Consider the following 25167-nt stretch of genomic DNA (forward strand, 5'->3'; position numbering starts at 1 on the left):
TCGGAAAAGATCAAGCGTAAGCAAAGAACCAAAGCGGCGCCAAAGCCGCATCAGGAGAGGAAACCGCATGAAGCTTGCCACATTGAAGGACGGGACGCGTGACGGAAAACTCGTCGTCGTCTCGCGCGACCTGACACGCTTCACCGACGCCTCGTTCCTGGCGCGCACGCTGCAGGCCGCACTCGATGATTGGCGCAGGATCTCGCCGCATCTCGCGACCATAGCGGAATCGCTTGAGAACAATGCGGTGCCCGCGGCCCGCTTTCACGAAAATGACGCGCATTCACCGCTGCCGCGCGCCTATCAATGGGCCGATGGTTCGGCCTATGTGAACCATGTCGAACTGGTGCGGAAGGCGCGCGGCGTCGAGATGCCGGCGAGCTTTTGGACCGACCCGCTGATCTACCAGGGCGGATCCGACTCCTTCATTGCGCCGCGTGATCCGATCCGCATGCGCGATGAAGCCTTCGGCATCGACATGGAGGCGGAAGTGACCGTCATCGTCGACGACGTGCCGATGGGCGCAAGCCTCGATGAAGCGCGCGCCGCGATCCGGCTGGTCATGCTGGTCAACGATGTGACGCTGCGCGCGCTCACCGGGCCGGAACTGGCCAAGGGTTTTGGCTTTTTCCAGTCAAAACCGTCCTCGGCCTTTTCGCCCGTTGCGGTGACGCCGGATGAGCTGGACGATGCCTGGGACGGCGGCAAGGTCAGCCTGCCGCTGCTGGCCGATCTCAATGGCAAGCCGTTCGGCCGCGCCAATGCCGGCGTCGACATGACCTTCGATTTTCCGGCGCTGATCGTGCATGCCGCCCGCACAAGGCCTCTGGTAGCAGGAACGATCATCGGTTCCGGCACGGTATCCAACAAGCTCGACGGCGGCCCGGGCAAGCCGGTCTCGGCGGGCGGCGCCGGCTATTCCTGCATCGCCGAACTGCGCATGATCGAGACCATTGTGTCGGGCGAACCCAAGACGCCGTTCCTGCGCTTTGGCGACACGGTGCGCATCGAGATGAAGGACAAGGCCGGCCATTCGATCTTCGGTGCCATCGAGCAGAAGGTCGAGAAATACCAAAGGTGAGGGCTGCGGGAGGTTTCGGTGATGAATCTTCTGGACCATCTGCGCCGGCTGGCGGGTAACAATCTGTGGTCGAATGACCGGCTCTATCGTGCCGTGCTCGCGCTCGAACCCGGCGAGTTCGAAGCAAGACGCACCAACTTTTTCCCGTCGATCAAGACGACGCTCAACCATATCCTCGCGGTCGATCTTCTCTATCTTGATTTTCTCGAGGAGGGCGGTATCGGCGCCGCCGCCCACGATGATTTCGTGCCTTTCGATGAACCACAGGCGCTTTTTGCCGCCCAGGTCGTGGCCGACCGACGGCTGATCGCCTTCTGCGATGGCCTGTCGGAGCCCGATCTCGACCGCCGTGTCGTCACCGACCGGCGCGAGGACGGCATGATCCCCGAACGCATCGGCGACATCCTCGCCCATGTCTTCGTGCACGACATCCACCATCGCGGCCAGGTGCACGCGATGCTGTCCGGCACCTCGGTCGCGCCGCCGCAACTGGATGAGTTCCTGCTCGATTATGATTTGAAACTGAGGGAGAAAGAGGTCGAGCGGCTGGGTTTGTGAGATCGAAACTTCGCTGATCAGGCCAAAGCGACATCGTATCGGGTAAAATGCGGGTCCGATGTAAGAATGGTGAGGTTCTCCAGCTGTGCTTGCGCAATCAGCATCCTGTCGAACGGATCGCCATGGTATCGGGGTAGGTCGCGGACGGCGTTCGCATGCTGGAAATTTACTGCGAGCGGTTGAAATTGCATTCTGGGAAGCAACGTCGGCAGATCGTCCGGCGCGCTGAGCTTTCCGATCGAACGTTTGATGGCAATTTCCCAGACACTTGCGGCGCTCGCGAACACCACCGCTTCCGAAGCCAGGACGGCGCGGTGGTGCTCGCTAAGACGTCGGTCATCCGAAATCGACCAGAGGATGATATGTGTGTCGGCGAGAAACGGGCCGACCGTCATTTCACATACTCGTCCCATTCGGGACCGAGTTCGTCAAAATCGTCCGCAATCCAGATCTTACCCTTTAAGGCACCGATACGCGGCAGGGGTTCGGCCACTGCCGGCGGAACGATACGCGCAGCGACCTTCCCATGGCGCGTAAGCACGATCTCCTCACCGGCTTCCGCGCGACTGACGAGTTCCGATAACTTGGCTTTGGCCTCGGCGATGGAAACATTCATGGGCTCGATCCTTTGTGACCATAATTTAGGTCATAATCGATCGAGCCGCAAGCCACCTGGTCGGGGCGGACTACTCCGCCGCCTGAACCTTGATCACGCCGCGCTTGATCTGGTCCTGCTCGATCGATTCGAACAAAGCGCGGAAATTGCCCTCGCCAAAACCTTCATCGCCCTTCCTCTGGATGAACTCGAAGAAGATCGGGCCGATGACGGTCTTCGAGAAGATTTGCAAAAGAATCTTGGTCCTGCCGCCGTCGACCACGCCTTCGCCGTCGATCAGGATGCCATGCTTCTTCATTCGCTCGATCGGCTCGTCATGACCGTTCACGCGGTCATAGGACATGTCGTAATAGGTCTCCGGCGGGCCCGGCATGAACTTCAGTCCGTTGGCGGCGAGCTTGTCGGTGGCCTCGTATATTTCGTCGGTGCCGACGGCGATATGCTGGATGCCTTCCCCATTGTACTTCTTCAGGTACTCGGCGATCTGGCTGGTCTCGTCCTTGGACTCGTTGAGCGGAATGCGGATCTTGCCGCAAGGCGAGGTGATGGCGCGGCTGACCAGGCCGGTGATCTTGCCGTCGATGTCGAAGAAGTGGATCTGCTTGAAGCCGAACAGATTGCGGTAGAAATCCCACCATTTGTCCATCTGGCCGCGATAGACATTGTGGGTGAGGTGGTCGAGGTAGTAGAAGCCGACGCCTTGCGGCCGCGGGTCACGCGCACCAAGCCACTCGAACTCGGTATCGTAAGCCGAGCCCTTCTTGCCGTAAGCGTCGATGAAATAGAGCAGCGAACCACCGATGCCGACGATGGCCGGCACGTCGAGCGCCTTGTCGTCGCCTTCGTATGGCGTGGCGCCCTTGGCAACGGCATGGTCGAAGGCATGCTTGGCATCGACCACCCGCCAGGCCATCGAGGCGGCACAAGGGCCGTGCTTGTCGGCGAACTTCATCGCGTGTGAGCCCGGCTCGGCATTGACGACATAGTTGATGTCGCCCTGGCGCCAGACGGTGATGTCCTTCGTGCGGTGCTTGGCGACTGCGACATAGCCCATGCGGGTGAACAGCTCGGCCAGCTTCTGCGGCTCCGGATGCGCGAATTCAACGAACTCGAAGCCATCGGTGCCGGCCGGGTTGTCCTTGCTGATCGTGGCGGGCGGCGCGTCGTGCGGGAAGGGACCCATGATATTCCTCCAAGAACTGCTGGGCCTGAAAGGCCATCTGACGTCATCATAGCGCGGGGCCGGTGCATGGTGCTTGCATTCAAACGCTTGAAATGATGATGTCATGCGAGAACTGTGCATGATGTTAGGTAAAACCATGGATGAGACGCGCATAGATCGGTTTGATCGCAAGATAATGGCGCTCCTGCAGGGCGATGCGCGGCTGACCAACAACGATCTATCGGAACGGGTCAACCTGTCGGCATCGCAATGTTCGCGCCGCCGCCAGCGGCTGGAGGAGGACGGCTATATCAAGGGCTATCGCGCCGTGCTCGACCGCGACAGGCTCGGCTTCTCGCTGGTCAATGTCATCTCGGTGACCTTGGCTACCCACAACCGCGACAATGCACGGCGCTTCGGTGAATTGGTGGCGCGCCTGCCGGAAGTGCAGGAGGCGCACGCGCTGACCGGCGAGATGGATTACATCCTGAAAGTGGTGACGCCCGACCTGAAGTCGCTGTCTGAATTCGTCAACGGCGTACTCCTGCCGCACGAATCCGTGCAGCATGTGAAGACGGCGATCGTGCTCGAGACGTTGAAGGAAACCGGCGCGCTGCCGATTTAACCCCTCGACTGCTGGATCAGCCCATAAAGATTGGTGCAGCGGGCGCCGGAGCGGCAATAGGCGAAGACCGGCCCGTCGAGTTCGTCGAGCGCCTCGGCCTGATCCTCGACATTCTCGGCCGTGATCTGGCCGCTGATGACCGGGATATAGCGGAAAGCCAAGCCTGCGCCTTCCACCGCCGCCTTGAGCGTGTCGGCCGAGGGCTGGCCGGGCTGCTCGTCATCCGGCCGGTTGCAGATGACGCTCTTGAAGCCGGCGACCTTGATGGCGGCGACGTCCTCGGGCTGGATCTGGCCCGAGACCGAATAGCCTTCACTGATCTCGCGGTATTCCATGGCAGCATCCTCGCAATCTGGTCAGGCGGCAGTCTTGCCACTGCCGGGCACGTGCGGCAATCCGCATCGAGGGAATTCCCTGCCAAATAGACATTGTGGGCAGAAAAATCCAACCGGGCCAGCGCGGCCCGGTTGGATAGCCCTGGCGGATATCAGCTGCCGAGGATCGCGCCTTTGATCTGGCGGATGTTGTTGTGCATCATGTCGATATAGGTCGAGCCCGGCCCATCGGGCTGCGAAAGCGCATCCGAATAGAGCGTACCGCCCACCTTGAGGCCGGTCTCGCTGGCAATCTGTTCGATCAGGCGCGGGTTGGTGATGTTCTCGACGAAGATCGCCGCGGCCTTGTCCTGCTTCACCTGCTCGACCAGCTTGGCGACATCGGCGGCGGACGGCTCGGAATCGGTCGAAATGCCCTGCGGGGCGAGGAAGGTCAGGCCGTATTCGTGCTCGAAATAGCCGAAGGCATCGTGCGAGGTGATGACGACGCGCTTCGCCTCGGGGATTGCCTGGATGGCCGCCCTCACTTCGCCTTCCAGCGCATCGAGCTTCTTGGTGTAGGTCGCGGCATTGGTCTGGTAGGAGACGCAACCGTCGCTGTCGGCCGCGCAGAAGGCCTCGGCGATGTTCTTCACATAGATCTTGGCATTGGCGATCGACTGGAAGGCGTGCGGGTCGGTGACCGTCTTGCCGCCGCCGGTGCCGGCGCCTTCGGCGGCGTCCGCGTCGGCGAATTCAGGCTTGAAATCGATCGGCGTCACACCCTTGGTCAAGGTTATGATCGACGCCTTGGTGGCGCTGGCGTCGACCAGCCGCTGCAGGAAACCTTCGAAATGCAGGCCGTTGACCAGAACGATGTCCGCCTTCGCCATCGTGACCGCATCGGCCGGGCTCGGCTCATAGACATGGGCATCGCCATCCGGCCCGACGATGGCGGTGATGTCGACCCGGTCGCCGCCCACATTCCTGGCGAAGTCGGCGATGACCGTGAAGCTGGCGACCACCTTCAGCGGTGCCGCCAAGGCGGATGACGCCCCGAAGGCAGTTAATGTTATAACGCTCATCGCCAGGGCGGCACGGATCGATTTCAGCATGGGTCAGGTCTCCTTTGGGGGCGGGGATCAGGCCGTTCTGTGACGGTGATGGACGATGCGCGCGCGCAGAATGCCGCGCGTGCCAAACAGGATCGAGGCGAAGTACACGACGCCGGCCGACAGGATGATGGCCGGGCCGGACGGTAGCGAGGCGTGATAGGACAAAAGCAGCCCGGCGATGCAGGATGCAAAACCGATCAGCACGGCCAGCACGCACATGGGCTCGACGCGCGCGGTCCAGAAGCGCGCGGCTGCCGCCGGCAGCATCATCAACCCGACGGACAGCAACGTGCCGAGCGCCTGGAAGCCGCCGACGAGGTTGAGCACGACCAAGCCAAGGAAGATGAAATGCACCGGGCTGCCCATGCGGCTGACCGAACGCAGGAACAGCGGATCGAGGCATTCGGCGACCAGCGCCCGCCAGAAGATGGCGAGGCTGACCAGGGTTACCGCGACGATGCCGCCGATCAACGTCAATGCCTCATTGTTGAGTGCCAGCACGGTGCCGAACAGAACATGCATGAGATCGACGCTGGAGCCACGGATCGACACCATCAGCACGCCGATGGCGAGCGAAATCAGGTAGAAGGCCGCCATCGAGGCGTCCTCGCGCTGGATGGTGAAGCGCGAGACAGCACCGGCGCCGAGCGCGACAATGACGCCGGCGATCAGGCCGCCAATGGTCATCGGCAGGATTTCGAGGCCGTAGAACAAGAAGCCGGCCGCCGCTCCCGGCAGGATGGCATGTGCCATGGCGTCACCCGACAGGCTCATGCGCCGCAGCATCAGGAAGACGCCGATCGGGCAGGCGCCGAGCGACAGCATCAGCGAGCCGACCAGCGCCCGCTGCATGAAGGCGAAATCGGCGAAGGGGGCGATGAAAAGACCGTAGAGCATCTCCATCAGGCAGCCCTCGGCCCGGCGCCATGGTGATGGTCGTGAGCGTGGCCGTGATGATCGTGATCATGGTCATGATGATCACGATCGGGGCCATGAGCGTGCTCGTCCGGCTCGCACCAGGGCGCATTTTCCTCCCAGGCTTCATGGAAGCGGCGGGCGCGCAACAGGTTCTCCGGCTTCAGCGTTTCCCTGGTTTCGCCCCAGGCGATCGGCCGGCGGGCCAGCAGCAGGGTTTCAGGGAAATTCTGGCGCACCAGATCGAGATCATGGACGACAACCATGATGGTGCGTTCTTCGCCGTGCCAGCGCTTGATCAGGGCGATCAGGTCGCCGACCGTCTTGGCATCGACCGCATTGAACGGCTCGTCGAGCAGGATGAGGTCGGCGTCCTGCAACAGCACGCGGGCAAACAGCGTGCGCTGCAGCTGGCCGCCCGACAGGGTGTCGATCGGCCGCTTCTCGAAGCCGCCGAGGCCGACCGCCATCAGTGCTTGACTGACGGACTCGCGGTCTTCCTTGGTGTAACGGCCAAGCATGCCGCGCTTCGGCCAAAGACCGAGCGCGACCAGATCGACAACGCGCGCCGGAAAGGAGCGATCAAGCTCGGATTGCTGCGGCAGGTAAGCCGCACGCACGCCCGGCGCGCGGACAACCTCGCCGGCCATCGGCTTCAGTACCCCGACAATACCCTTCATCAGCGTCGACTTGCCGGAACCGTTGGCGCCGACCACGGCCGTCAGCGAGCCCTTGCGGATCGCGCCGTCGAGATGATGGATGGCCGGGTGGCTGTTGTAGCCCAGCGTCAGGTCACGGAATGTCAGGCAGGTCTGGTTCATGTCGTTCCGTGGAGCGGCGAAACCCTGCCGCGGGCAGGGGACCGATTGGATATGTGATGTTATTACATTAGTCAACAAGCCAATCGGGCGGAATTGCGACCGGCGGCTCAACTTGCCATGAATCTCGCCCCTCGCTGGTCCAAGGGGATTTGGCGCCGGCGGCCTTGCCCGAAGCCCACGCCAACTCTAAACAGGCGCGACCCGTCAAACGAAGGAACCTCCCATGAGCATTCGTCGCATCGATGTTGGCCCGCGCATGAGCCAGATCGTCATCCATGGCAACACCGTCTATCTGGCCGGCCAGGTCGGCGAGCCCGGCGGCAACGTCGCCGCTCAGACCAGGGATATTCTGGCGACCATCGACGAATTGCTGGCCAAGGCCGGCACCGACAAAACCAAAATCGTGCAGGCGATCATCTGGCTGGCCGACATGGGCACCTTCGCCGAGATGAATTCGGAATGGGACAAGTGGGTGCCCCAGGGCCACACCCCGGCCCGCGCCACCGGTGAAGCCAAGCTCGCCGCGCCGGAATATCTGGTCGAGATCATTATCACGGCGGCGATTTGAGCTTTACCCTCCCCCTTGTGGGGAGGGTCGCTGCGCAGCAGCGGGGTGGGGGTCGGCGCTCACCCCCACCCCGTCTCGCCAACCTTGCTTCGCAACGTCGGCTCGCCGACCCTCCCCACAAGGGGGAGGGTGAGCAAGCACTACCCCTGCGGCCTGAACCTCGCCACCAGCGTGTGGCTGTCAGCCGCATAGGTGAAGCGCACATGGGTAACCGGATGTTCGGCGCCCCAGGTCCGGCGCTCGACCACCAGGCAGGGCGCTCCGGGGTCGATGTCGAGGGCATCGGCTGCATGATCATCCGCGGCAACCGCGCGGATGCGGTGCTCGGCCTCGCTCCAAGGCACGCGGCCGATCAGCCACGGGCCGGGCGCGATGTCGAGAAACTCTTCCTCGCCCGCCTCGGGCACGGCGGCGAGGTTGATCAGCCGCTGCTCATGCGCGAACGGCCGCTTGCCGGCGAAGTGCCGGCATTCCAGCGCCAGCACCGGCCCAGCGGCGTCGAGTTCCAGTAAACCGCGATCCTCGGCGCTGCTGCGCCTTTTCTGCCGCGCCACGCGCTCGTAGCGGTAGGCTAGGCCAAGCGCTTCGACTTCGATCCGGATGTCGTGGATCTCCAGCACCGCCGCTTGCGATTGCGGCCGGCGCACGAAGCTGCCGGAACGGCGGCGGCGTTCGATCAGGCCGGCCTTGGCCAACTGCGACAGCGCCTTGTTCACCGTCATGCGCGAGCAACCGTATTGCTCCGTCAGCTCGTGCTCGAACGGAATGCGATGGCCGGGCGCCCAGGCGCCTGACAGGATCTTCTCACTGATGTCGGACAGGATGCGCTGGTGCAGCGAGCCGCCACTGTCCGCCGCCGCTGTCTCGACCGTGCTCATGCCGACAGCGCCGTCATCACACCGCGAAACCGCTCGGCGATGGCTTCGCGCCTTGAATGCCGGCCGCCGCTGACCAGCTTCTGTCCATGCACCCAGACGCAGTCAACCTTGCTGCCATTGGCGAAGATCCAGGCGTCGAGGATCGCGTCGCCGGTCTTGCCGGCCAGCGAAGGGTTCTTGGCGTCCAGCGAGACGAGATCGGCGGCTGCGCCGACAGCGATCCGCGAGGCGCCGGCGCCAAGCGCGGCGCTGCCGCCATCAAGGGCAGCATCGAACAGCGCTCGTCCCGTCGAACCGCCGGCCACGGCAAGCACATTGCGTGCGCGGTGCGCAAGGCGCTGCGAATATTCGAGCTGGCGCAATTCGTCGGGCAGTCCGATCAGCACGTTGGAATCGGAGCCGACGCCAAAGCGGCCGCCATGCTCCCTGAACAGCGGCGCCGCGAAAGTGCCATCGCCGAGATTGGCTTCGGTGATCGGGCATAGACCGGCAATGGCGCCGCTCTTGGCCATCGCAGTCGTTTCCGCGTCCGTCATATGGGTGGCATGGATCAGGCACCACCGCTGGTCGACCTCGGCGTTGGCCAGCAGAAATTCGACCGGCCGTGCGCCGGACCAGGCCAGGCAGTCCTCGACTTCCTTCACCTGCTCGGCGACGTGGATGTGGATCGGTCCGTCCGGCGCGATAGCCGCAACGGCAGTGAGTTCTTCCGGTGTCGCGGCGCGCAGACTGTGCGGGGCGACACCAACGACGGCTTGATTCAAGCCGCGAACAGATTCGCTAGACTTCTCAACAAGCCGTGCGAACCGATTCACATCGTTGACGAATCGGCGCTGGCCCTCATTCGGCGCGGCGCCACCAAAGGAGGAATGCGCATAAAACACCGGCAGCAGCGTCAGGCCGATACCGGTTTCGCCCGCGGCCGCTGCAATCCGCTCGGCCATCTCGGCGGGGTTGGCGTAGGGTTGCCCATTGCGGTCATGATGGAGATAATGAAACTCGCCGACGCGCGAAAAACCGGACTCCAGCATCTCGACATAGAGCTGTGCGGCAACGGCTTCGACCTGGTCTGGGGTCATCGACAGCGCGAAGCGATACATCACCTCGCGCCAGCTCCAGAAACTGTCGGCGGAGGGGCCGCGAAGTTCGGCAAGACCGGCCATGCCGCGTTGGAAGGCGTGGCTGTGCAGATTGGGCATGCCGGGCAGCAGGATGGAGTGGTGTTCGTCGCCAGCCGACGCGGGGGCTCCGGGTTCGACCGCTGCAATGCGCCCATCGGCGAAAGTGATCCGCACATTGCTGTGCCAGCCATCGGGAAGAAGCGCCTGTGCCGCAAAGATGTCAGTCACTTTTCTCTCCGCTTCCCTGTCTCGCATGCGATGATAGCACTTGCAGTGCGTTTCAATATGTATATACATAATTGCCACCGATTGAAACGGAAAAGATGATGGCTGCAGAGAGCAAAAGCCGGGCACTTCGTCTGTGGCGCAATGCGCGCCTTGCGTCCATGGCTGAAAATTCCGCCGGGCTTGGTGTCGTCGAGCACGGCGCGCTCGCCGCGCGGGATGGCCGCATTGTCTATGCCGGTCCGGAATCCGGGATGCCTTCGGCATTTGCCCAGGGCGAGATCATCGATTGCGAGGGCCGCTGGATCACACCCGGCCTGATCGACTGCCATACCCATCTGATCCATGCCGGCAACCGCGCCAATGAGTTTGAGATGCGGCTGGCCGGCGCCACCTATGAAGAGGTCGCCAGGGCCGGCGGCGGCATCGTCTCCTCGGTCAAATCCTTGCGTGCTGCCAGCGAGAGCAATCTGATCGCCCAATCGCTGCCGCGCCTCGACGCGTTGATTGCCGAAGGTGTTACGACCGTGGAGGTCAAGTCGGGCTACGGACTCGACCTTGAAAACGAGCGGAAATCGCTGCGCGCTGCCCGGAAGCTGGGCGAACGGCGGCCGGTGACGATCCGCGCGACCTTTCTCGGGGCCCACGCGCTGCCGCTGGAAGCCAAGGGCGACAAGGACGCCTTTATCGATCTGGTCGCCAAGGGGATTCTTCCGGCGGTTGCCGCTGAAGGACTGGCCGATGCGGTCGACGGCTTTTGCGAAGGCATTGCCTTTTCCCCGGAACAGATGGCGCGCGTCTTCGACGCCGCCAAGGCCGCAGGCCTGCCGGTCAAGCTTCATGCCGACCAGCTGTCCAACCTGCATGGCGCCGAACTTGCCGCTCGTTATGGTGCGTTGTCGGCGGATCATCTCGAATACACCGATGAGGCCGGCGCCGTGGCGATGGCCAAGGCGGGGACCGTGGCGACGATGCTGCCCGGCGCTTACTACTTCATTCGCGAGACAAAGAAACCGCCGATCGAGCTGTTTCGCCGGCATGGCGTCAGGATGGCTGTCGCCACCGACAACAATCCCGGCACCTCGCCGCTGACCTCGTTGCTTCTGACCATGAACATGGCGGCGACCTTGTTTGGCATGACGGTCGATGAATGTCTTGCCGGCGTTACCCGCGAGGCCGCCCGAGCGCTTGGCCTGCAGGCGGAAACCGGTACGCTCGTGTCAGGCAAATCCGCCGACCTGGCGATCTGGGACATCGAACGTCCCGCCGAACTCGTTTACCGCATGGGCTTCAACCCGCTCCATGCCCGCATCTGGAGAGGACAATGACCGAACTGACCCTGAAGCCCGGCAATGCGACGCTGGCCGACTGGCGCGCCATCTACCGTGGCGCCGCATTGAGGCTAGACGATGCGTGCCGCCAGAAAATCAAGGCGAGCGCCGAGGCTGTCGCCAGGATCGTTGCCAAGGGTGAGCCGGTGTATGGCATCAACACCGGCTTCGGCAAACTGGCCAGCGTCCGCATTCCGGCCGAGGATCTCGAGACTTTGCAGCGCAACATCGTGCTGTCGCATGCCGCAGGCGTCGGCGAGCCGATGCCGGTCGCCGTTGCCCGGCTGATGATGGCGCTGAAACTGGCCAGCCTGGCGCAGGGTGCCTCCGGTGTGCGCCCCGAGACGATCGAGCTGTTGGAAGCGATGCTCGCCAACGACGTCATCCCGGTGGTGCCGGCGCAAGGCTCCGTCGGCGCTTCCGGCGATCTTGCGCCGCTGTCGCACATGACGGCGGTGATGATCGGCGTCGGCGAATGCTTTACCCCGCATGGCCGCTTCCCCGCCAAGGTCGCCTTCGTCTCGCACGGCTTGGAGCCGGTGACGTTAGGCGCCAAGGAAGGTCTGGCGCTGCTCAACGGCACACAGTTTTCCACCGCCTACGCGCTGGCCGCCCTGTTCGAGGCCGAAGTGCTCTACCAGTCGGCACTGGTCGCCGGTGCCTTGTCGACCGATGCCGCCAAGGGTTCCGACGCGCCGTTCGATCCGCGCATTCATCGCTTGAGAAAGCACCGCGGCCAGATCGAGACGGCGGACGCGCTGCGCAATCTGATGGCCGGCAGCGCTATCCGCGAGTCACACCGGGTCGGCGACGAGCGCGTGCAGGATCCCTACTGCCTGCGCTGCCAGCCGCAGGTCATGGGCGCGGCGCTGGATGTGTTGCGCAAGGCGGCCGACACACTCGAAACCGAGGCCAATGGCGTTACCGACAATCCGCTGATCTTCGCCGAGGATGACACCGCCCTTTCCGGCGGTAATTTCCACGCCGAGCCGGTGGCCTTCGCCGCCGATATGATCGCGCTTGCCGTCTGTGAGATCGGCTCGCTGTCGGAGCGCCGCATCGCCATGCTGGTCGATCCGGCGCTGTCGGGCATGCCGGCCTTCCTCACCCCGAAGCCCGGCCTGAATTCCGGCTTCATGATCCCGCAGGTGACGGCGGCGGCACTCGTTTCGGAAAACAAGCAGAAGGCCTATCCGGCGAGCGTTGACTCCATTCCGACCTCGGCCAACCAGGAAGACCACGTTTCGATGGCGGCCCACGGCGCGCGCCGGCTGATCGGTATGGTCGAGAATGCGACGGCGGTGATCGGCATCGAATTGCTGGCCGCCGCGCAAGGCTGCGATTTCCATGCCCCTCTGGCATCGAGTGACGCTCTGGAAGCGGTGCGCAAGCTGGTCCGGGCCGAGGTGCCGCATCTCGACAACGACCGGCATTTTCACCCCGACATGGAGAAGGCAATCGCCATGGTGCGCAGTGGCGCGACCGTGAGGGCGGCGGGTGCGATCGTGCTGCCGGGGATAGCGTCATGAATGCAGGCATAGGCCGCGATCCTTCGCGCCCCCCTCTGTCCTGCCGGACATCTCCCCCACAAGTGGGGAGATCAGCAGTTTCCTTGGCGCCGCTCTTCCTTCAACGCTGGCGATTGGCGAAAGCCGTCGCTACGGCCAATCTCCCCCCAAGTGGGGGAGATGCCCGGCAGGGCAGAGGGGGGCGCCGTAGAGCTCCAGCACATGGAGATTTTCTATGACTGCCAACCCCTGGCTCACCGTCACCCGCCGCACCGCGCCGCTGCTGGTGTCGATCCCGCACACCGGGATCGACCTCGCCGGTCTCGAAAATCGGCTGGTGTCGCCCTGGCTTGCTCGCCGCGATTGCGACTGGTGGATCGACAATCTCTATGATTTCGCCGGCAGCCTCGGCGCCACCGTCGTCCACACCGCGATCTCGCGCACCGTCATCGACGTCAACCGCGATCCGTCCGGCGCCTCGCTCTATCCCGGCCAGGCGACAACAGGCCTTTGCCCGACCGAGACTTTCGATGGCGATCCGCTCTACGGCGAGGGCGAAGAGCCGGGACCGTCGGAGATCGACGAACGGCGCCAGAAATTCTTCGTGCCCTACCATGCCGCCTTGCAGGCCGAGGTCGACCGCTTGCGTGGCCTGCACGAGAAGATCGTCCTTTACGACTGCCACTCGATCCGCTCGATATTGCCGCGCCTGTTCAAAGGCACGCTGCCGGTCTTCAATCTCGGCACGAACGACGGCAAGAGCGCCGATCCCGTCCTGCAGGAAAAAGTCGCTGCAATCCTTGCCACGGCCGGCGAGACATGGGTCGTCAACGGCCGTTTCAAGGGCGGCTGGATCACGCGCCATTTTGGCCAGCCGCGGCAGGGCGTGCATGCGCTACAGATGGAACTCTCCAACCGCGGCTACATGCGCGAGCCCGAGGCGAAGGGCACGCCGGACAACTGGCCGACGCCCTATGACGCCACCTATGCGGCGCCCATCCGTGCCACGCTGAAGCAGATTCTCGAAACCGCCATTGACTGGGCCGGGCGCTGACGCGCCGCCATCCGAAAGGGACAATGATGACCAATCCTCGCCACAACATCCGCGAAGTGCGCAGCCCCCGCGGCGACAAGCTCAATGCCAGGTATTGGACGACCGAAGCGCCGCTGCGCATGCTGATGAACAATCTCGACCCTGACGTTGCCGAAAACCCCAACGAGCTGGTCGTCTATGGCGGCATCGGCCGGGCGGCGCGCACTTGGAACGATTTCGACCGCATCGTCGCTTCGCTGAAGACGCTTGGCGAGGACGAGACGCTGCTGGTGCAGTCAGGCAAGCCGGTTGGCGTGTTCCGCACGCACCCGGATGCGCCGCGCGTGCTGATCGCCAATTCCAACCTGGTGCCGCACTGGGCGACCTGGGAGAAGTTCAACGAGCTCGATAAGAAGGGCCTGATGATGTACGGCCAGATGACGGCCGGCTCGTGGATCTACATCGGCACGCAAGGCATCGTGCAGGGCACTTACGAGACCTTCGTCGAGGCCGGCCGCCAGCATTATGGCGGCAACCTCAAGGGCAAATGGATCCTGACCGCTGGCCTCGGCGGCATGGGCGGCGCGCAGCCGCTGGCCGCCGTCATGGCCGGCGCCTGCTGCCTGGCGATCGAATGCAATCCGGATTCGATCGATTTCCGCTTGCGCACCCGCTATGTCGACGAGAAAGCCGAGACGCTGGACGAGGCGATGGGGATGATCGAGCGCTGGACCAAGGCCGGCGAAGCGAAGTCGGTCGGCCTGCTCGGCAACGCGGCCGAGATCGTGCCCGAGATGTTCAGGCGCGGCATTCGCCCCGACATGGTCACCGACCAGACCTCGGCCCATGACCCCATCAACGGCTATCTGCCGAAAGGCTGGACGATGGCTGAGTGGCGCGAGAAGCGCGTCAGCGACCCCAAGGCGGTCGAGAAGGCGGCGCGTGCTTCCATGCGCGAACATGTTGAGGCTATGGTTGCGTTCTGGAATGCCGGCGTGCCGACGCTGGATTATGGCAACAACATCCGCCAGGTGGCCAAGGACGAAGGTTTCGAGAATGCCTTTGCCTTCCCCGGCTTCGTGCCTGCCTATATCCGCCCGCTGTTCTGCCGCGGCATCGGCCCGTTCCGTTGGGCAGCACTCTCCGGTGATCCCGAGGACATCTACAAGACCGATGCCAAGGTGCGCGAACTGACGCCCGGCAACACCCATCTGCACAACTGGCTGGACATGGCGCGCAAGCGTATCTCCTTCCAAGGCCTGCCGGCGCGCATCTGCTGGGTCGGTCTTGGCGATCGCCACCGGCTGGGTCTCGCCTTCAACGAGATGGTGGCCAAAGGCGAACTCAAGGCGCCTGTCGTCATCGGCCGCGATCACCTTGATTCCGGTTCGGTCGCCTCGCCGAACCGCGAGACGGAATCGATGAAGGACGGCTCGGATGCCGTCTCCGACTGGCCGCTGCTCAACGCGCTGCTCAACACCGCGTCGGGCGCCACCTGGGTGTCGCTGCACCATGGTGGCGGCGTCGGCATGGGCTTTTCCCAGCATGCCGGCATGGTCATCGTCGCCGACGGCACGCCGGACGCCGCAAGGCGCCTGGAACGCGTGCTGTGGAACGACCCGGCGACAGGCGTCATGCGTCACGCCGATGCCGGCTACGACATCGCCATTGACTGCGCCAGGGAACACCAGCTCAACCTGCCTGGCATTCTCGGCTAACGGGCCAACTCATGCGCGTCCTGCGGGCTGCCGACTACCGCGTCATGCCGTGGAAGAATGGCGGCGGCACGACGACCGAGATCGCCGTCTCGCCTGACGGCGCCGGCCTCGATGATTTTGACTGGCGCGTTTCGATGGCCCGCGTCGAAAGCAGCGGGCCATTCTCCAACTTTGCCGGCATCGACCGTACGCTCTCGGTGCTGGAAGGCGAGGGGATCGTGCTTGATATCGCCGGCCAGCCGGAGGCGCGGCTGACGCCCGCTTCCCAGCCTTTTTCGTTCCCAGCCGACATGCCGACCAGTGCTGCGCTGATCGCCGGCCCGATCGCCGATCTCAACGTCATGACCCGCCGCGGCCGCATGCTGCATTCGGTCGAGCGCCTGGCGCTTTCGCAGCCTGTGGAAATCGCGACCCGCGCCGGTTCAACCCTCATCCTTTGTCACGGTGGCAAAGCCGATTTCCCGGACGCCGGGCCAGTTCGCCTCGGTCCGCTCGATACGCTGCTGCTCGGGCCGGATGCTCCGGTGCTGCGGGTCGAGCCCGCTCCCAATGCGACGCTGTTCGTGATCCGGATAGCCCCCGCGGTCTGACACTTTCGCGCCAACGGTTACCGCCTGTTTCCAAACATGATCGCAATGCCGGCGAAATATAGCGTAAGCTCTTGCCGGGATCACGAAAAAGCCCAAATCCTCACCGTCGATCGATCCTGACGGGAGCGAGGGGCGCTCGTCTTTGAGTTGGTCGAAAGATGACGCCCCATAGTGGTGTGGAAACAAACTTTCGGCATAGGGGTTGATGCAACCAATTGCATTTCGACCGGTTTTAGGGCCATTGCCGTGGCGGTGACGCCGCTGAGTGCCCGCTTACGGAATTTTCAATGAATATTCAGACGAATCCAGCCCAGATCGAGAAGACAAGCGCGAGCTTTCCGGCCATCACGGAAGAGCCGATAAGATCGACATTCCTGCCAGAGGAACGCCTCCGGCTGCTCGGCGAAAGCCTGGCAAAAGGCGATCTCGCTGATCTGTTCGGCCTGATCCCGTTCGATTTCCAGGCTCGCATCCGCGACAGCGCCAAGAAGATCCTCGAAGTCTACCGTTCAACCAATGCGGCGCAGGCCAAGGGTGAAACGATCACCCCGGCCGCGCAATGGCTGCTCGACAACAACTATCTGGTCGAAGAGACCATTTTCCAGGTCAAGCGCGACCTGCCGCGCCGTTTCTACCGTCAGCTGCCGAAGCTGAAACTGCCCGATGGAGGCAGCGTGCCGCGCGCACTGGCTCTGGCCTGGACCTATGTGGCGCATTCGGACAGTTCCGTCTCGGCGACCATGTTCAAGTCCATCGTCCAGGGTTTCCAGTCGGTCGAGCCGCTGAAAATCGGTGAACTCTGGGCGCTGCCATCGCTTCTGCGCTTCGTGCTGATCGAGAATCTCCGCCGGCTGGCGGTCAGGGTCAATCGCACCCGCCAGATGCGCCAGATCGCCAACGATGTCGCCGACAAGGTGCTGGCGACGGACGACAGCGCCGACCGCCAGGCGATCCTGGCCAATTTCAGCACGCACGCGCAGGACACCACCTTTGCTACCCAGCTTCTCTATCGCCTGCGCGATGGGTCACAGAATGCCGGCAAGGCCCTGGAGTGGCTTGAGGGCGAGCTCGAAAAGACCGGCTCCGATGCCGAGGAGATCATCATCTCCGAGCATCACACCCTGTCCAGCGGCAATGTGACGACCGGCAACATCATCCGCGGCCTTCGCCTCATCAACGACATCGACTGGACGGTATGGTTCGAAGGCGTCAGCCGCATCGATACCGTGCTGCGCGAGCGCACAGATTTCGCCGCGCTCGATTTCTTCTCGCGCGATCAGTACCGGACCGCGATCGAGGAGTTGGCACGCCGCTCCAACCTGTCGGAATACCGCGTCGCCGAAAAGGCGATCGAATTGGCTGGTCATACCACCGCTGAGGCCGGGTTGGACAGCGGCGAGGAGGGTGATGCGCTAATTGCATCCGCTCACACCGACGTCGGTTTCTATCTCGTCGGTCCACGCCGTCTGGAACTGGAGAAAGCGATCGGCTATCGGCCGACCATCAGCCAGACGGTCAAGCGGACCTTCGGCAAGACCGGATGGCTTGGCATCGTCCTGCCCGTCTTCGCATTGACCGTCCTGCTTCTTGTCCTCACCGGCAATGCGCTGGCCAATCTCGGCCTCTCAGTACCGTCGATCGTTCTGATGCTGGCGCTGTTTGCCGTGCCGGCGAGCGAAGGCGCGCTCGCCTTCTTCAACACCGTGGTCTCGCTTTTCCTCAAGCCGACACGCCTGATCGGCTACGACTACCGGCACGGCGTGCCGCCCGAAGCCCGCACGCTGGTGGTTGTGCCTTCGCTGATCGGCTCACGTGACGATGTCGAGGAAAACATCCGCAACATCGAAGTGCACTACCTTGCCAATCTGGCGGAGGAGATCCATTTCGCGCTGCTGTCGGACTGGCCCGACAGCAAGATCGAGATCGATGCGGCCGACGCCGAGATCCTCGAATACGCCCGCGCCGAGATCGCCCGTCTCAACGCCCGCTACCCTTCGGAAGGCGCACCGCGCTTCTATATCCTGCACCGCCGGCGGCTCTACAATGCCGCTCAAGGGTGCTGGATGGGCTGGGAACGCAAGCGCGGCAAGCTGCATGAGCTCGACCTGCTGCTGCGCGGCGACAGCGACACCACCTTCCTGCCGCTCGAGGTCCCGCTGCCGGAAAAAGTCGTCCATGTGATGACGCTCGACGCCGATACACGCACCACCCGTGATGCGGTCTCGAGCCTTGTCGGCAAGCTCTGCCATCCGCTCAACCGCCCGCATTTCGATGCCACCAAGCGAGTCGTCACCGCCGGCTACACGATCCTGCAGCCGCGCATCACCGCCTCGCTCACCAGCGGCGACGAGGCCTCGTTCTTCCAGCGTGTGTTCTCGGCCAATCGCGGCCTCGACCCTTATGTCTTCGCCGTCTCGGACCTTTATCAGGATGTCTTCGGCGACGGTTCCTTCACCGGCAAGGGCCTCTACCATGTCGACGCCTTCGAGGCGGCGCTGCAGGGCCGCATCGAGGAAAACACCATCCTCAGCCACGATTTGCTTGAAGGCGCGCTGGCGCGCTCGGCGCTGGTCACCGACGTCGAACTGGTCGAGGACTATCCGACCCGCTATTCGGTCGACGCTTCGCGCCATCATCGCTGGGCACGCGGCGACTGGCAGCTTCTCGGCTTCATCCTCGATCCGCGCTCCGGCGTTCCGGCCCTGTCGCGCTGGAAGATGGTCGACAATCTGCGCCGTTCGCTGACGCCGATCTTCTGGGTGATGGCGGCGATTGCCGGCTGGACCCTGCTGCCCTTCACGCAGGCCGCGCAGTGGCAGGCCTTGCTGATCCTCAGCCTGTTCATGGCGCCGACCTTCGACGTCGTCAACGCCATCTTGCCGAAGAGCGGCGACCAGACGCCGCGCGGCCATTTCTCGGCCTTGGCGCGCGACGTCGCCTTTGGCACCGCCATGGTGGCGCTGAAGATCGTGCTGATGGCGCACAATGCCTGGATGATGGGCGATGCCATCGTGCGCACGCTTTATCGGTTGTTCGTCAGCCGCCAGAACCTTCTGGAATGGCGCACCGCCTCGCAGGCACACAAGGCGGGCGACAATGATGTCGGCTCCTATTACGGCATGATGTACGGTGCCGTGATCATCGGCTTCGTCGGCCTCGCCATTCCGGTGCTGGCCGATTCCACCGGCGCTTTCGTTGCCTTCTTCTTTGCCCTGTTCTGGATCGGCTCGCCGGCGATCGCCAGCTGGATCAGCCGCTCGGCCGAAACCGAGGATCGGCTGCGCATTTCGCAGGCCGATATCCATACGCTGCGCACCGTGGCGCGGCGCACCTGGCATTATTTCGAGACCTTCGTCACCGCGGAGCATCACAGCCTGCCGCCGGACAATTTCCAGGAAAGCCCGGCACCGGTCGTGGCGCCGCGGACGTCTCCGACCAATATCGGCGTCTATCTTCTGTCGGTCGTATCGGCGCGCGATTTCGGCTGGATCAGCCTGTCCGATGCCATCACCCGCATCGACGCCACGATGACCACCATAGAGAGCATGCCGCGCAGCCGCGGCCATCTCTTCAACTGGTACGACACCACGACGCTGAAGCCGCTCTACCCGCTCTATATTTCGGCTGTCGACAGCGGCAATCTCGCCGGTCACCTGGTGGCGGTGGCTGCTGCCTGCGCCGAGTGGGCCGAAGCCCCTTCCGTTCACCTCCAGGGCGATTTCGAAGGCATTCTCGATACGGTGACCATTCTGAGCGAAAGCCTTGATGAGTTGCCCGACGACCGCCGCCAGCTTAGGCCTCTGCGCCAGCGTCTCATTGACCGCCTCGACGGCATGCGGCGCGCCGTCGATACGATCAAGGCACAGCCGGAAATGGCCTCGATCCGCACCATCAACCTCGCCGTGCTGGCCGGCGAGATCCGCAAGCTCGCCACCGCCATCCACACCGAGGCGGCATCGCCCCAGAGCGATGTCATCGTCGACTGGGCGGCGAGACTGGAAGCCACTTGCGAGGCGCATGTCCACGATGCCCACAGCGACGACAATGCCGTCGAAGCGCTGCGCGCCAAGCTCCTGACCCTGCGCGAGCGCACGCGCCGCTTCGCCTTCGAGATGGAATTCTCCTTCCTGATGCGGCCGGAGCGCAAGCTGCTGTCGATCGGCTACCGGGTCGAGGAACACCAACTCGACGAAAGCTGCTACGACCTTCTCGCCTCCGAGGCGCGACTGACCAGCCTGTTCGCCATTGCCAAGGGCGACCTGCCGACCGAGCACTGGTTCCGGCTCGGCCGCCCGATCGTCGAAATCGGCTTCAAAGGCGCGCTGATGTCCTGGTCGGGCTCGATGTTCGAGTACCTGATGCCGCCGCTGGTGATGAAGGAGCCGCAAGGCTCGATCTTGAACCAGACCAGCAAGCTGATCATCAAGCGCCAGATTCAGTACGGCCGCCAGAAGAACGTGCCGTGGGGCGTTTCGGAAGCGGCCTATAACGCCCGCGACCGGGAACTGACCTATCAGTACACCAATTTCGGCGTGCCTGGCCTTGGGCTGAAACGCGGCCTTGGCCAGAACACGGTGATTGCGCCCTATGCGACCATCCTGGCGGCGCAGTTCAACCCGCGCGAAGCCGTGCAGAACCTTGCGCGGCTGCGTGAAATCGGCGCGCTTGGCCGCCACGGCTTCTACGACGCGGTCGACTTCACGCCGCAGCGCGTGCCGGAAGGCACCAATCATGCCGTGGTGCAGAATTACATGGCGCACCATTCGGGCATGTCGATCGCCGCCGTCGCCGACGCCATCTTCGAGGGCCGCCTGCGCGATCGCTTCCACAGCGATCCGGTCATTGAATCGGCCGAACTGCTGTTGCAGGAGAGGGCGCCGCGCGACATCCCGACGGCGACCGTCCGCACCGAAGCGGACGAGCGCTCCAAGGACGAGACCGAAACCGAGAGCCCCGACACCCGCATCGTGCTCGATCCGCCGCGGGCGCTGCGTTCGACCAATGTGATGTCGAACGGCCGCTATTCGGTGATGGTGACGGCGACCGGCTCTGGCTACAGCCGCTGGGGCGATCTTTCCGTCACACGCTGGCAGCCCGATCCGGTCGAGGACCGGCTCGGCTCCTACATTTTCCTCCGCGACGTTGCCACCGGCGACTGGTGGTCGGCGACTTCAGAGCCCAAGCGCGCGGCCGAGGAAAAGACGCAGACCCTGTTCTCCGACGACAAGGCGAGTTTCGTCAAAACGGTCGGTACATTGCGCTCCGAGGTCGAATGCATCGTCATCTCGGAAGGCAATGGCGAGGGTCGCAGGGTCACGCTCTACAATGAGAGCACATCCGATCGTTACATCGAAGTGACGTCCTTTGCCGAGCTGGTGCTGGGCTGGGAGGCCTCCGACAACGCGCATCCGGCCTTCTCGAAGATGTTCGTGGAAACGGAAATCGCCGCCAACAATGGCGCGATCTTCGCCACGCGCCGCAAGCGCGAAGCCAGCGAGCCCGACGTCACCCTGGTGCATTTCGTCACCGATCCGTCCGGACCGGCGCGTGATGCCGAGGCCGAGACCGACAGGCGCGCCTTCATCGGCCGTGGCCGCACCATCGTCGATGCCGCCGCTTTTGATCCAGGCGCCAGGCTCGGCGGCCGTTCCGGCTTCACGCTCGATCCAATCGCCTCGCTGCGCCGCCAGGTGCGCGTGCCCGCCAACAAGAAGATATCGCTGACCTTCTGGACCGTCGTCGGGGCCAACCGCGCCGAGCTGGAAGAAGCCATCGGCCGGCTCGATCATCAGGAGAGCTTTGCCCGCCAGGCCATGCTCGCCTGGACGCGCAGCCAGGTGCAGACCCGCCACATGGGCCTCAGTCTGACCGATGCCGCCAATGTGCAGAAACTGGCGCGCTATTTGATCTATCCGGATCCGTTCCTGCGCCTGCCGGCCGAATCCATCGCTTCGGGCCTGGGCAAGCAGTCCAGCCTGTGGCCGACCAGCATTTCGGGCGATTTCCCGATCTTTCTGGTCAGGATCGGCGACGTCGCCGATCTGGAAATCGTTGCCCAGGCGCTGCGCTTCCAGGAATATATGCGCACCCGCGGCATGATGATCGACTTCGTCGTCGTCAACGAGCAGGCCTCGTCCTATGTCCAGGATCTGCAGCGCGCGGTCGAGACGCTGTGCGAAAACAGCCGTCTGCGCGGCAAGGAACTAGGCCCCCGACAGCACATTTTCGCGGTGCGCCGCGATTTGATGGAAGAGACCACCTACAGGACGCTGCTCGCCGTCGCCCGGGTCGTGCTGCATACGCGCAACGGCACCATCTTCGATCAGATCGAGCGGGCCGAGGCGGCTGCCCTGCAGGCGCGCGACGGGGTGCAGCTGGCCGGATTGCTGACGCCGCGCGAAATTTCGGCGCCCACGCCCATGACGCACGCATATGCTTCGCAGGCGGTGGTGGATGCCAGCGCCGATGGCACCGGCCTCAACCAGTGGAACGGCTTTGGCGGTTTCGACGGCGACGGTCGGCACTATGTGGTGCGTCTGGCAGGCCTGCGCACCACGCCGCAGCCCTGGATCAATGTCGTCGCCAACGCCTCGTTCGGCTTCCACACCTCGGCCGAAGGGGCCGCCTTCACCTGGAGCCGCAACAGCCGCGACTACCAGCTGACGCCGTGGTCGAATGATCCGGTCTCGAACCGGCCGGGTGAGGGCATCTATATATACGACCAGGCCAGCGGCAGGGCGTTCTCGCCGATCGCCGCAGTGGTGCGCGATCCCTCGATGACCTACGAAGCCTGGCACGGCCAGGGCTTCTCGACCTTCCGCTCCAGGCGTGGGCCGCTGTCGATGGACCTGACCCATGTAGTCGACCCGGTCGATCCGGTGAAGATTTCACGGCTGCGCATCCAGAATTCCGGCTCGGTGCCGGCGCGGCTGCGCGTTTATGCCTATGCCGAATGGGTGCTTGGCGGGCATCGCTCTCGCACTGCGGCAACCATCGTGCCGTCCCGCGACGGGGCGACCGGCGCATTGCTGGCGCAAAACCCCTACGGGCTCGATTTCAGCGAGCGGGTGGCCTTCCTCGCCGCCGATGCCGGTGTCCATTCGGTGACATCGGACCGCGCCGAGTTCCTCGGCCGGCATGGGTCCAGCGAGCTGCCGCAGGCGGTGATGAGCGGTGCGGCGCTGTCCGGCCGTGTCGAGGCCGGAGACGATCCCTGCGCGGCGATCGCCCGCGACGTCGAGATCCCGGCCGGCGGCGACGTCACGCTGCTCTGGCTGCTTGGCGATGCCGATTCCCCTGCGCAGGCGAGCACGCTGGTGCAGAAGCACCGGGGCCAGGATTTCGACCAGCGCCTGGCCCACAACGAGCGCGAATGGCGCGGTTTCCTCGACACCATCCAGGTCGAGACGCCGGACAAGGCGCTCGATGCCATGGTCAATCACTGGCTGCCCTATCAAAGCCTTGCCTGCCGCATCCGCGCCCGCTCGGCCTTCTATCAGGCGAGCGGTGCCTTCGGCTTCCGCGATCAGTTGCAGGACACTCTGGCGCTGCTGGCGCACGATCCGACGCTGGCGCGCGACCAGATCCTCAACGCCGCGCGGCGGCAGTTCCCGGAGGGCGATGTGCAGCATTGGTGGCTGCCGCGCACCGGGGCAGGCGTGCGCACCTTGATCTCCGATGACGTGGTCTGGCTGGCCCACGCCACGGCGCGCTATCTGACGGTGACCGGCGACGCCGGCATCCTGAAGGAGCAACTGCCCTTCATCGATGGGCAGGCGCTGGGCGAGGGCGAGCACGATGCCTTTTTCACCCCGGAAATCTCCAAGAAGACGGTGTCGCTCTACGACCATTGCGCGCGTGCGCTCGACCTTGCCATCAAGCGCAGCAGTCCTGCCGGCCTGCCGCTGATCCTTGGCGGCGACTGGAACGACGGCATGAACCGTGTCGGCGAGCACGGCAAGGGCGAGAGCGTCTGGCTGGGCTGGTTCCTGCTGAAGACGTTGGGCGATTTCGCACCCGTCGCCAAGGCAGAGGGCGACAGCAAGCGCGCGCAGGCCTGGGCAAAGCATGCCGATGCGCTGAAGCGGGCGCTTGAAAGCACCGCATGGGACGGCGAATGGTACCGGCGCGGCAGCTTCGACGACGGCACGCTTTTGGGCTCCCGAACGTCGCAGGAGTGCAGGATCGATTCCATCGCCCAATCCTGGAGCGTGCTTTCAGGCGAGGGCGACCCGGCGCGGTCGACGACGGCCATGCAGCAGGCGACGAAGCTGCTCGTCGACGACAAGCTCAAGATCGTCAAGCTGTTCACGCCACCCTTCTCGAAGACGCAGAAGGATCCCGGCTATATCAAGAGCTATCCGCCCGGCGTGCGCGAGAATGGCGGCCAGTACACCCACGCCGCCACCTGGTTCGTCATTGCGTTGGCCGAGATGGGGCAGACCGACGAAGCCTATCGCTGCTTCTCGATGCTGAACCCGGTCAACCACGCATTCGACGAGGCCTCGGCCGAGCACTATCGTGTCGAGCCCTATGTGGTCGCGGCCGATATCTATGCCGGAGACGACAAGGCAGGCCGCGGCGGCTGGACCTGGTACACCGGCTCGGCAGGCTGGCTTTACCGAGCGGCGGTCGAAGGCATTCTCGGCATAGAACGGCGCGGCAAGCAGATCACGTTACGGCCCAAACTGCCCAGCCACTGGGATGGCTACCAGGCATCGCTCAAGATGCTCGGCGCCGAGGTCAAGGTTCATGTCATCCGCGACAAAAAGGCCAAGACCATCTCGCTCGAAGTCGATGGTTCGAAAACAAAGTCCGCGTCCTTCGAACCTAAAGCTGGCGGTCAGACCGAGGTCGTGGTCAAGATACCCGCGTGAAATCAAAAGTTTAGGTTGTGTCTCGCGCGCCCTTGGTGGCGCGCGAGATCGCGCGCTGTTTACTTGCGCGTGGCCGTTGGCGGCGTAGGCTGCATTCCATCCGATCGGCCGG

The 25167-nt window shown here is 63.8% G+C and carries 19 protein-coding genes; 10 read left to right on the forward strand and 9 right to left on the reverse strand.

The genetic code is table 11. The features are described from left to right. Nucleotides 1-67 precede the first annotated feature (67 nt). Together JT360_RS16900 and JT360_RS16905 are read left to right on the forward strand one after the other, a co-directional pair. Nucleotides 68-1081, forward strand: coding sequence for a fumarylacetoacetate hydrolase family protein (locus JT360_RS16900; RefSeq protein ID WP_214472790.1), 1014 nt, complete (start codon nt 68-70; stop codon nt 1079-1081). 21 nt (nt 1082-1102) lie between these two features. Further along, complete coding sequence (locus JT360_RS16905) at nt 1103-1639, forward strand: DinB family protein (RefSeq protein WP_214472830.1); 537 nt, start codon at nt 1103-1105, stop codon at nt 1637-1639. Nucleotides 1640-1656: 17 nt separating this feature from the next. Here JT360_RS16905 and JT360_RS16910 read toward each other — a convergent pair whose 3' ends face one another. From JT360_RS16910 to hppD, 3 genes are all read right to left on the reverse strand, one after another. Further along, nucleotides 1657-2034, reverse strand: coding sequence for a type II toxin-antitoxin system VapC family toxin (locus tag JT360_RS16910; RefSeq protein ID WP_214472791.1), 378 nt, complete (start codon nt 2032-2034; stop codon nt 1657-1659). Further along, entirely contained in the window at nt 2031-2255 is a 225-nt protein-coding gene (locus JT360_RS16915; protein WP_023780515.1) for a type II toxin-antitoxin system Phd/YefM family antitoxin, read from the reverse strand. The genes JT360_RS16910 and JT360_RS16915 overlap by 4 nt, the downstream gene beginning before the upstream one ends. A 70-nt stretch (nt 2256-2325) precedes the next feature. Continuing rightward, a complete protein-coding gene (gene hppD / locus JT360_RS16920; protein ID WP_214472792.1) occupies nt 2326-3438 on the reverse strand; it encodes a 4-hydroxyphenylpyruvate dioxygenase in 1113 nt (370 codons plus the stop codon). Between the two features lie 136 nt (nt 3439-3574). Between hppD and JT360_RS16925 the strand changes: the two genes are divergently transcribed. Next, nucleotides 3575-4042: an Lrp/AsnC family transcriptional regulator gene (locus tag JT360_RS16925; protein WP_214472793.1), complete on the forward strand. Its 468-nt coding sequence runs from the start codon at nt 3575-3577 to the stop codon at nt 4040-4042. On the opposite strand, the gene JT360_RS16930 is transcribed toward JT360_RS16925, so the two are convergent. From JT360_RS16930 to aztA, 4 genes are all read right to left on the reverse strand, one after another. Next, on the reverse strand, nt 4039-4377 hold the full coding sequence (locus JT360_RS16930) for a protein tyrosine phosphatase family protein (protein WP_214472794.1): 339 nt from the start codon (nt 4375-4377) through the stop codon (nt 4039-4041). The genes JT360_RS16925 and JT360_RS16930 overlap by 4 nt on opposite strands. Nucleotides 4378-4529: 152 nt before the next feature. Beyond that, nucleotides 4530-5471 (reverse strand): zinc ABC transporter substrate-binding protein AztC, encoded by a 942-nt coding sequence (gene aztC / locus JT360_RS16935; protein WP_214472795.1) that lies wholly within the window; start codon nt 5469-5471, stop codon nt 4530-4532. A 27-nt stretch (nt 5472-5498) separates the two neighbouring features. Then, the gene (gene aztB, locus JT360_RS16940; RefSeq protein ID WP_214472796.1) at nt 5499-6374 is read right to left on the reverse strand and encodes a zinc ABC transporter permease AztB; all 876 of its coding nucleotides are present in this window, start codon (nt 6372-6374) and stop codon (nt 5499-5501) included. After that, nucleotides 6374-7207 carry a zinc ABC transporter ATP-binding protein AztA gene (gene aztA / locus JT360_RS16945; RefSeq protein WP_214472797.1) on the reverse strand — a complete coding sequence of 278 codons (834 nt, stop codon included), beginning with the start codon at nt 7205-7207 and terminating at the stop codon, nt 6374-6376. Before aztA ends, aztB begins: the two co-directional genes overlap by 1 nt. Nucleotides 7208-7430: 223 nt before the next feature. On the opposite strand from aztA, the gene JT360_RS16950 reads away from it, so the two are divergent. Beyond that, complete coding sequence (locus tag JT360_RS16950) at nt 7431-7775, forward strand: RidA family protein (protein ID WP_214472798.1); 345 nt, start codon at nt 7431-7433, stop codon at nt 7773-7775. Between the two features lie 140 nt (nt 7776-7915). On the opposite strand, the gene hutC is transcribed toward JT360_RS16950, so the two are convergent. Further along, nucleotides 7916-8653 (reverse strand): histidine utilization transcriptional repressor HutC, encoded by a 738-nt coding sequence (hutC, locus tag JT360_RS16955; protein ID WP_214472799.1) that lies wholly within the window; start codon nt 8651-8653, stop codon nt 7916-7918. Continuing rightward, on the reverse strand, nt 8650-10002 hold the full coding sequence (locus JT360_RS16960) for a formimidoylglutamate deiminase (protein ID WP_214472800.1): 1353 nt from the start codon (nt 10000-10002) through the stop codon (nt 8650-8652). The genes hutC and JT360_RS16960 overlap by 4 nt, the downstream gene beginning before the upstream one ends. A 98-nt stretch (nt 10003-10100) precedes the next feature. Between JT360_RS16960 and hutI the strand changes: the two genes are divergently transcribed. The 6 genes from hutI to JT360_RS16990 all read left to right on the forward strand — a co-directional run bounded on the left by hutI (nt 10101) and on the right by JT360_RS16990 (nt 25055). Next, nucleotides 10101-11327: an imidazolonepropionase gene (gene hutI, locus JT360_RS16965; RefSeq protein ID WP_214472801.1), complete on the forward strand. Its 1227-nt coding sequence runs from the start codon at nt 10101-10103 to the stop codon at nt 11325-11327. Next, entirely contained in the window at nt 11324-12859 is a 1536-nt protein-coding gene (hutH, locus tag JT360_RS16970) for a histidine ammonia-lyase (protein WP_214472802.1), read from the forward strand. The genes hutI and hutH overlap by 4 nt, the downstream gene beginning before the upstream one ends. 214 nt (nt 12860-13073) lie before the next feature. Then, nucleotides 13074-13892, forward strand: coding sequence for an N-formylglutamate deformylase (gene hutG / locus JT360_RS16975; RefSeq protein WP_214472803.1), 819 nt, complete (start codon nt 13074-13076; stop codon nt 13890-13892). 23 nt (nt 13893-13915) lie between these two features. Beyond that, nucleotides 13916-15589 carry a urocanate hydratase gene (hutU, locus tag JT360_RS16980; protein ID WP_214472804.1) on the forward strand — a complete coding sequence of 558 codons (1674 nt, stop codon included), beginning with the start codon at nt 13916-13918 and terminating at the stop codon, nt 15587-15589. Nucleotides 15590-15600: 11 nt separating this feature from the next. Continuing rightward, nucleotides 15601-16179: a HutD/Ves family protein gene (locus JT360_RS16985; protein WP_214472805.1), complete on the forward strand. Its 579-nt coding sequence runs from the start codon at nt 15601-15603 to the stop codon at nt 16177-16179. A 287-nt stretch (nt 16180-16466) separates the two neighbouring features. Then, nucleotides 16467-25055, forward strand: a complete 8589-nt coding sequence (locus JT360_RS16990) for a glycoside hydrolase family 94 protein (protein WP_214472806.1) — start codon at nt 16467-16469, stop codon at nt 25053-25055. Nucleotides 25056-25167: the final 112 nt, after the last annotated feature.

Source organism: Mesorhizobium sp. dw_380, from assembly GCF_018588885.1.
In the GTDB taxonomy this organism is placed as follows: domain Bacteria; phylum Pseudomonadota; class Alphaproteobacteria; order Rhizobiales; family Rhizobiaceae; genus Mesorhizobium.

Excerpts from the sequence above, each read along its gene's own strand:
- aztB (WP_214472796.1), bottom strand. The coding sequence starts at position 6,374 with ATGGAGATGCTCTACGGTCTTTTCATCGCCCCCTTCGCCGATTTCGCC.
- hutC (WP_214472799.1), bottom strand. The coding sequence starts at position 8,653 with ATGAGCACGGTCGAGACAGCGGCGGCGGACAGTGGCGGCTCGCTGCAC.
- aztA (WP_214472797.1), bottom strand. The coding sequence starts at position 7,207 with ATGAACCAGACCTGCCTGACATTCCGTGACCTGACGCTGGGCTACAAC.
- JT360_RS16900 (WP_214472790.1), top strand. The coding sequence starts at position 68 with ATGAAGCTTGCCACATTGAAGGACGGGACGCGTGACGGAAAACTCGTC.
- JT360_RS16905 (WP_214472830.1), top strand. The coding sequence starts at position 1,103 with ATGAATCTTCTGGACCATCTGCGCCGGCTGGCGGGTAACAATCTGTGG.
- JT360_RS16910 (WP_214472791.1), bottom strand. The coding sequence starts at position 2,034 with ATGACGGTCGGCCCGTTTCTCGCCGACACACATATCATCCTCTGGTCG.
- aztC (WP_214472795.1), bottom strand. The coding sequence starts at position 5,471 with ATGCTGAAATCGATCCGTGCCGCCCTGGCGATGAGCGTTATAACATTA.
- hutU (WP_214472804.1), top strand. The coding sequence starts at position 13,916 with ATGATGACCAATCCTCGCCACAACATCCGCGAAGTGCGCAGCCCCCGC.
- JT360_RS16930 (WP_214472794.1), bottom strand. The coding sequence starts at position 4,377 with ATGGAATACCGCGAGATCAGTGAAGGCTATTCGGTCTCGGGCCAGATC.
- hutH (WP_214472802.1), top strand. The coding sequence starts at position 11,324 with ATGACCGAACTGACCCTGAAGCCCGGCAATGCGACGCTGGCCGACTGG.
- JT360_RS16950 (WP_214472798.1), top strand. The coding sequence starts at position 7,431 with ATGAGCATTCGTCGCATCGATGTTGGCCCGCGCATGAGCCAGATCGTC.
- hutG (WP_214472803.1), top strand. The coding sequence starts at position 13,074 with ATGACTGCCAACCCCTGGCTCACCGTCACCCGCCGCACCGCGCCGCTG.
- JT360_RS16925 (WP_214472793.1), top strand. The coding sequence starts at position 3,575 with ATGGATGAGACGCGCATAGATCGGTTTGATCGCAAGATAATGGCGCTC.
- JT360_RS16985 (WP_214472805.1), top strand. The coding sequence starts at position 15,601 with ATGCGCGTCCTGCGGGCTGCCGACTACCGCGTCATGCCGTGGAAGAAT.
- JT360_RS16990 (WP_214472806.1), top strand. The coding sequence starts at position 16,467 with ATGAATATTCAGACGAATCCAGCCCAGATCGAGAAGACAAGCGCGAGC.
- JT360_RS16915 (WP_023780515.1), bottom strand. The coding sequence starts at position 2,255 with ATGAATGTTTCCATCGCCGAGGCCAAAGCCAAGTTATCGGAACTCGTC.
- hppD (WP_214472792.1), bottom strand. The coding sequence starts at position 3,438 with ATGGGTCCCTTCCCGCACGACGCGCCGCCCGCCACGATCAGCAAGGAC.
- hutI (WP_214472801.1), top strand. The coding sequence starts at position 10,101 with ATGGCTGCAGAGAGCAAAAGCCGGGCACTTCGTCTGTGGCGCAATGCG.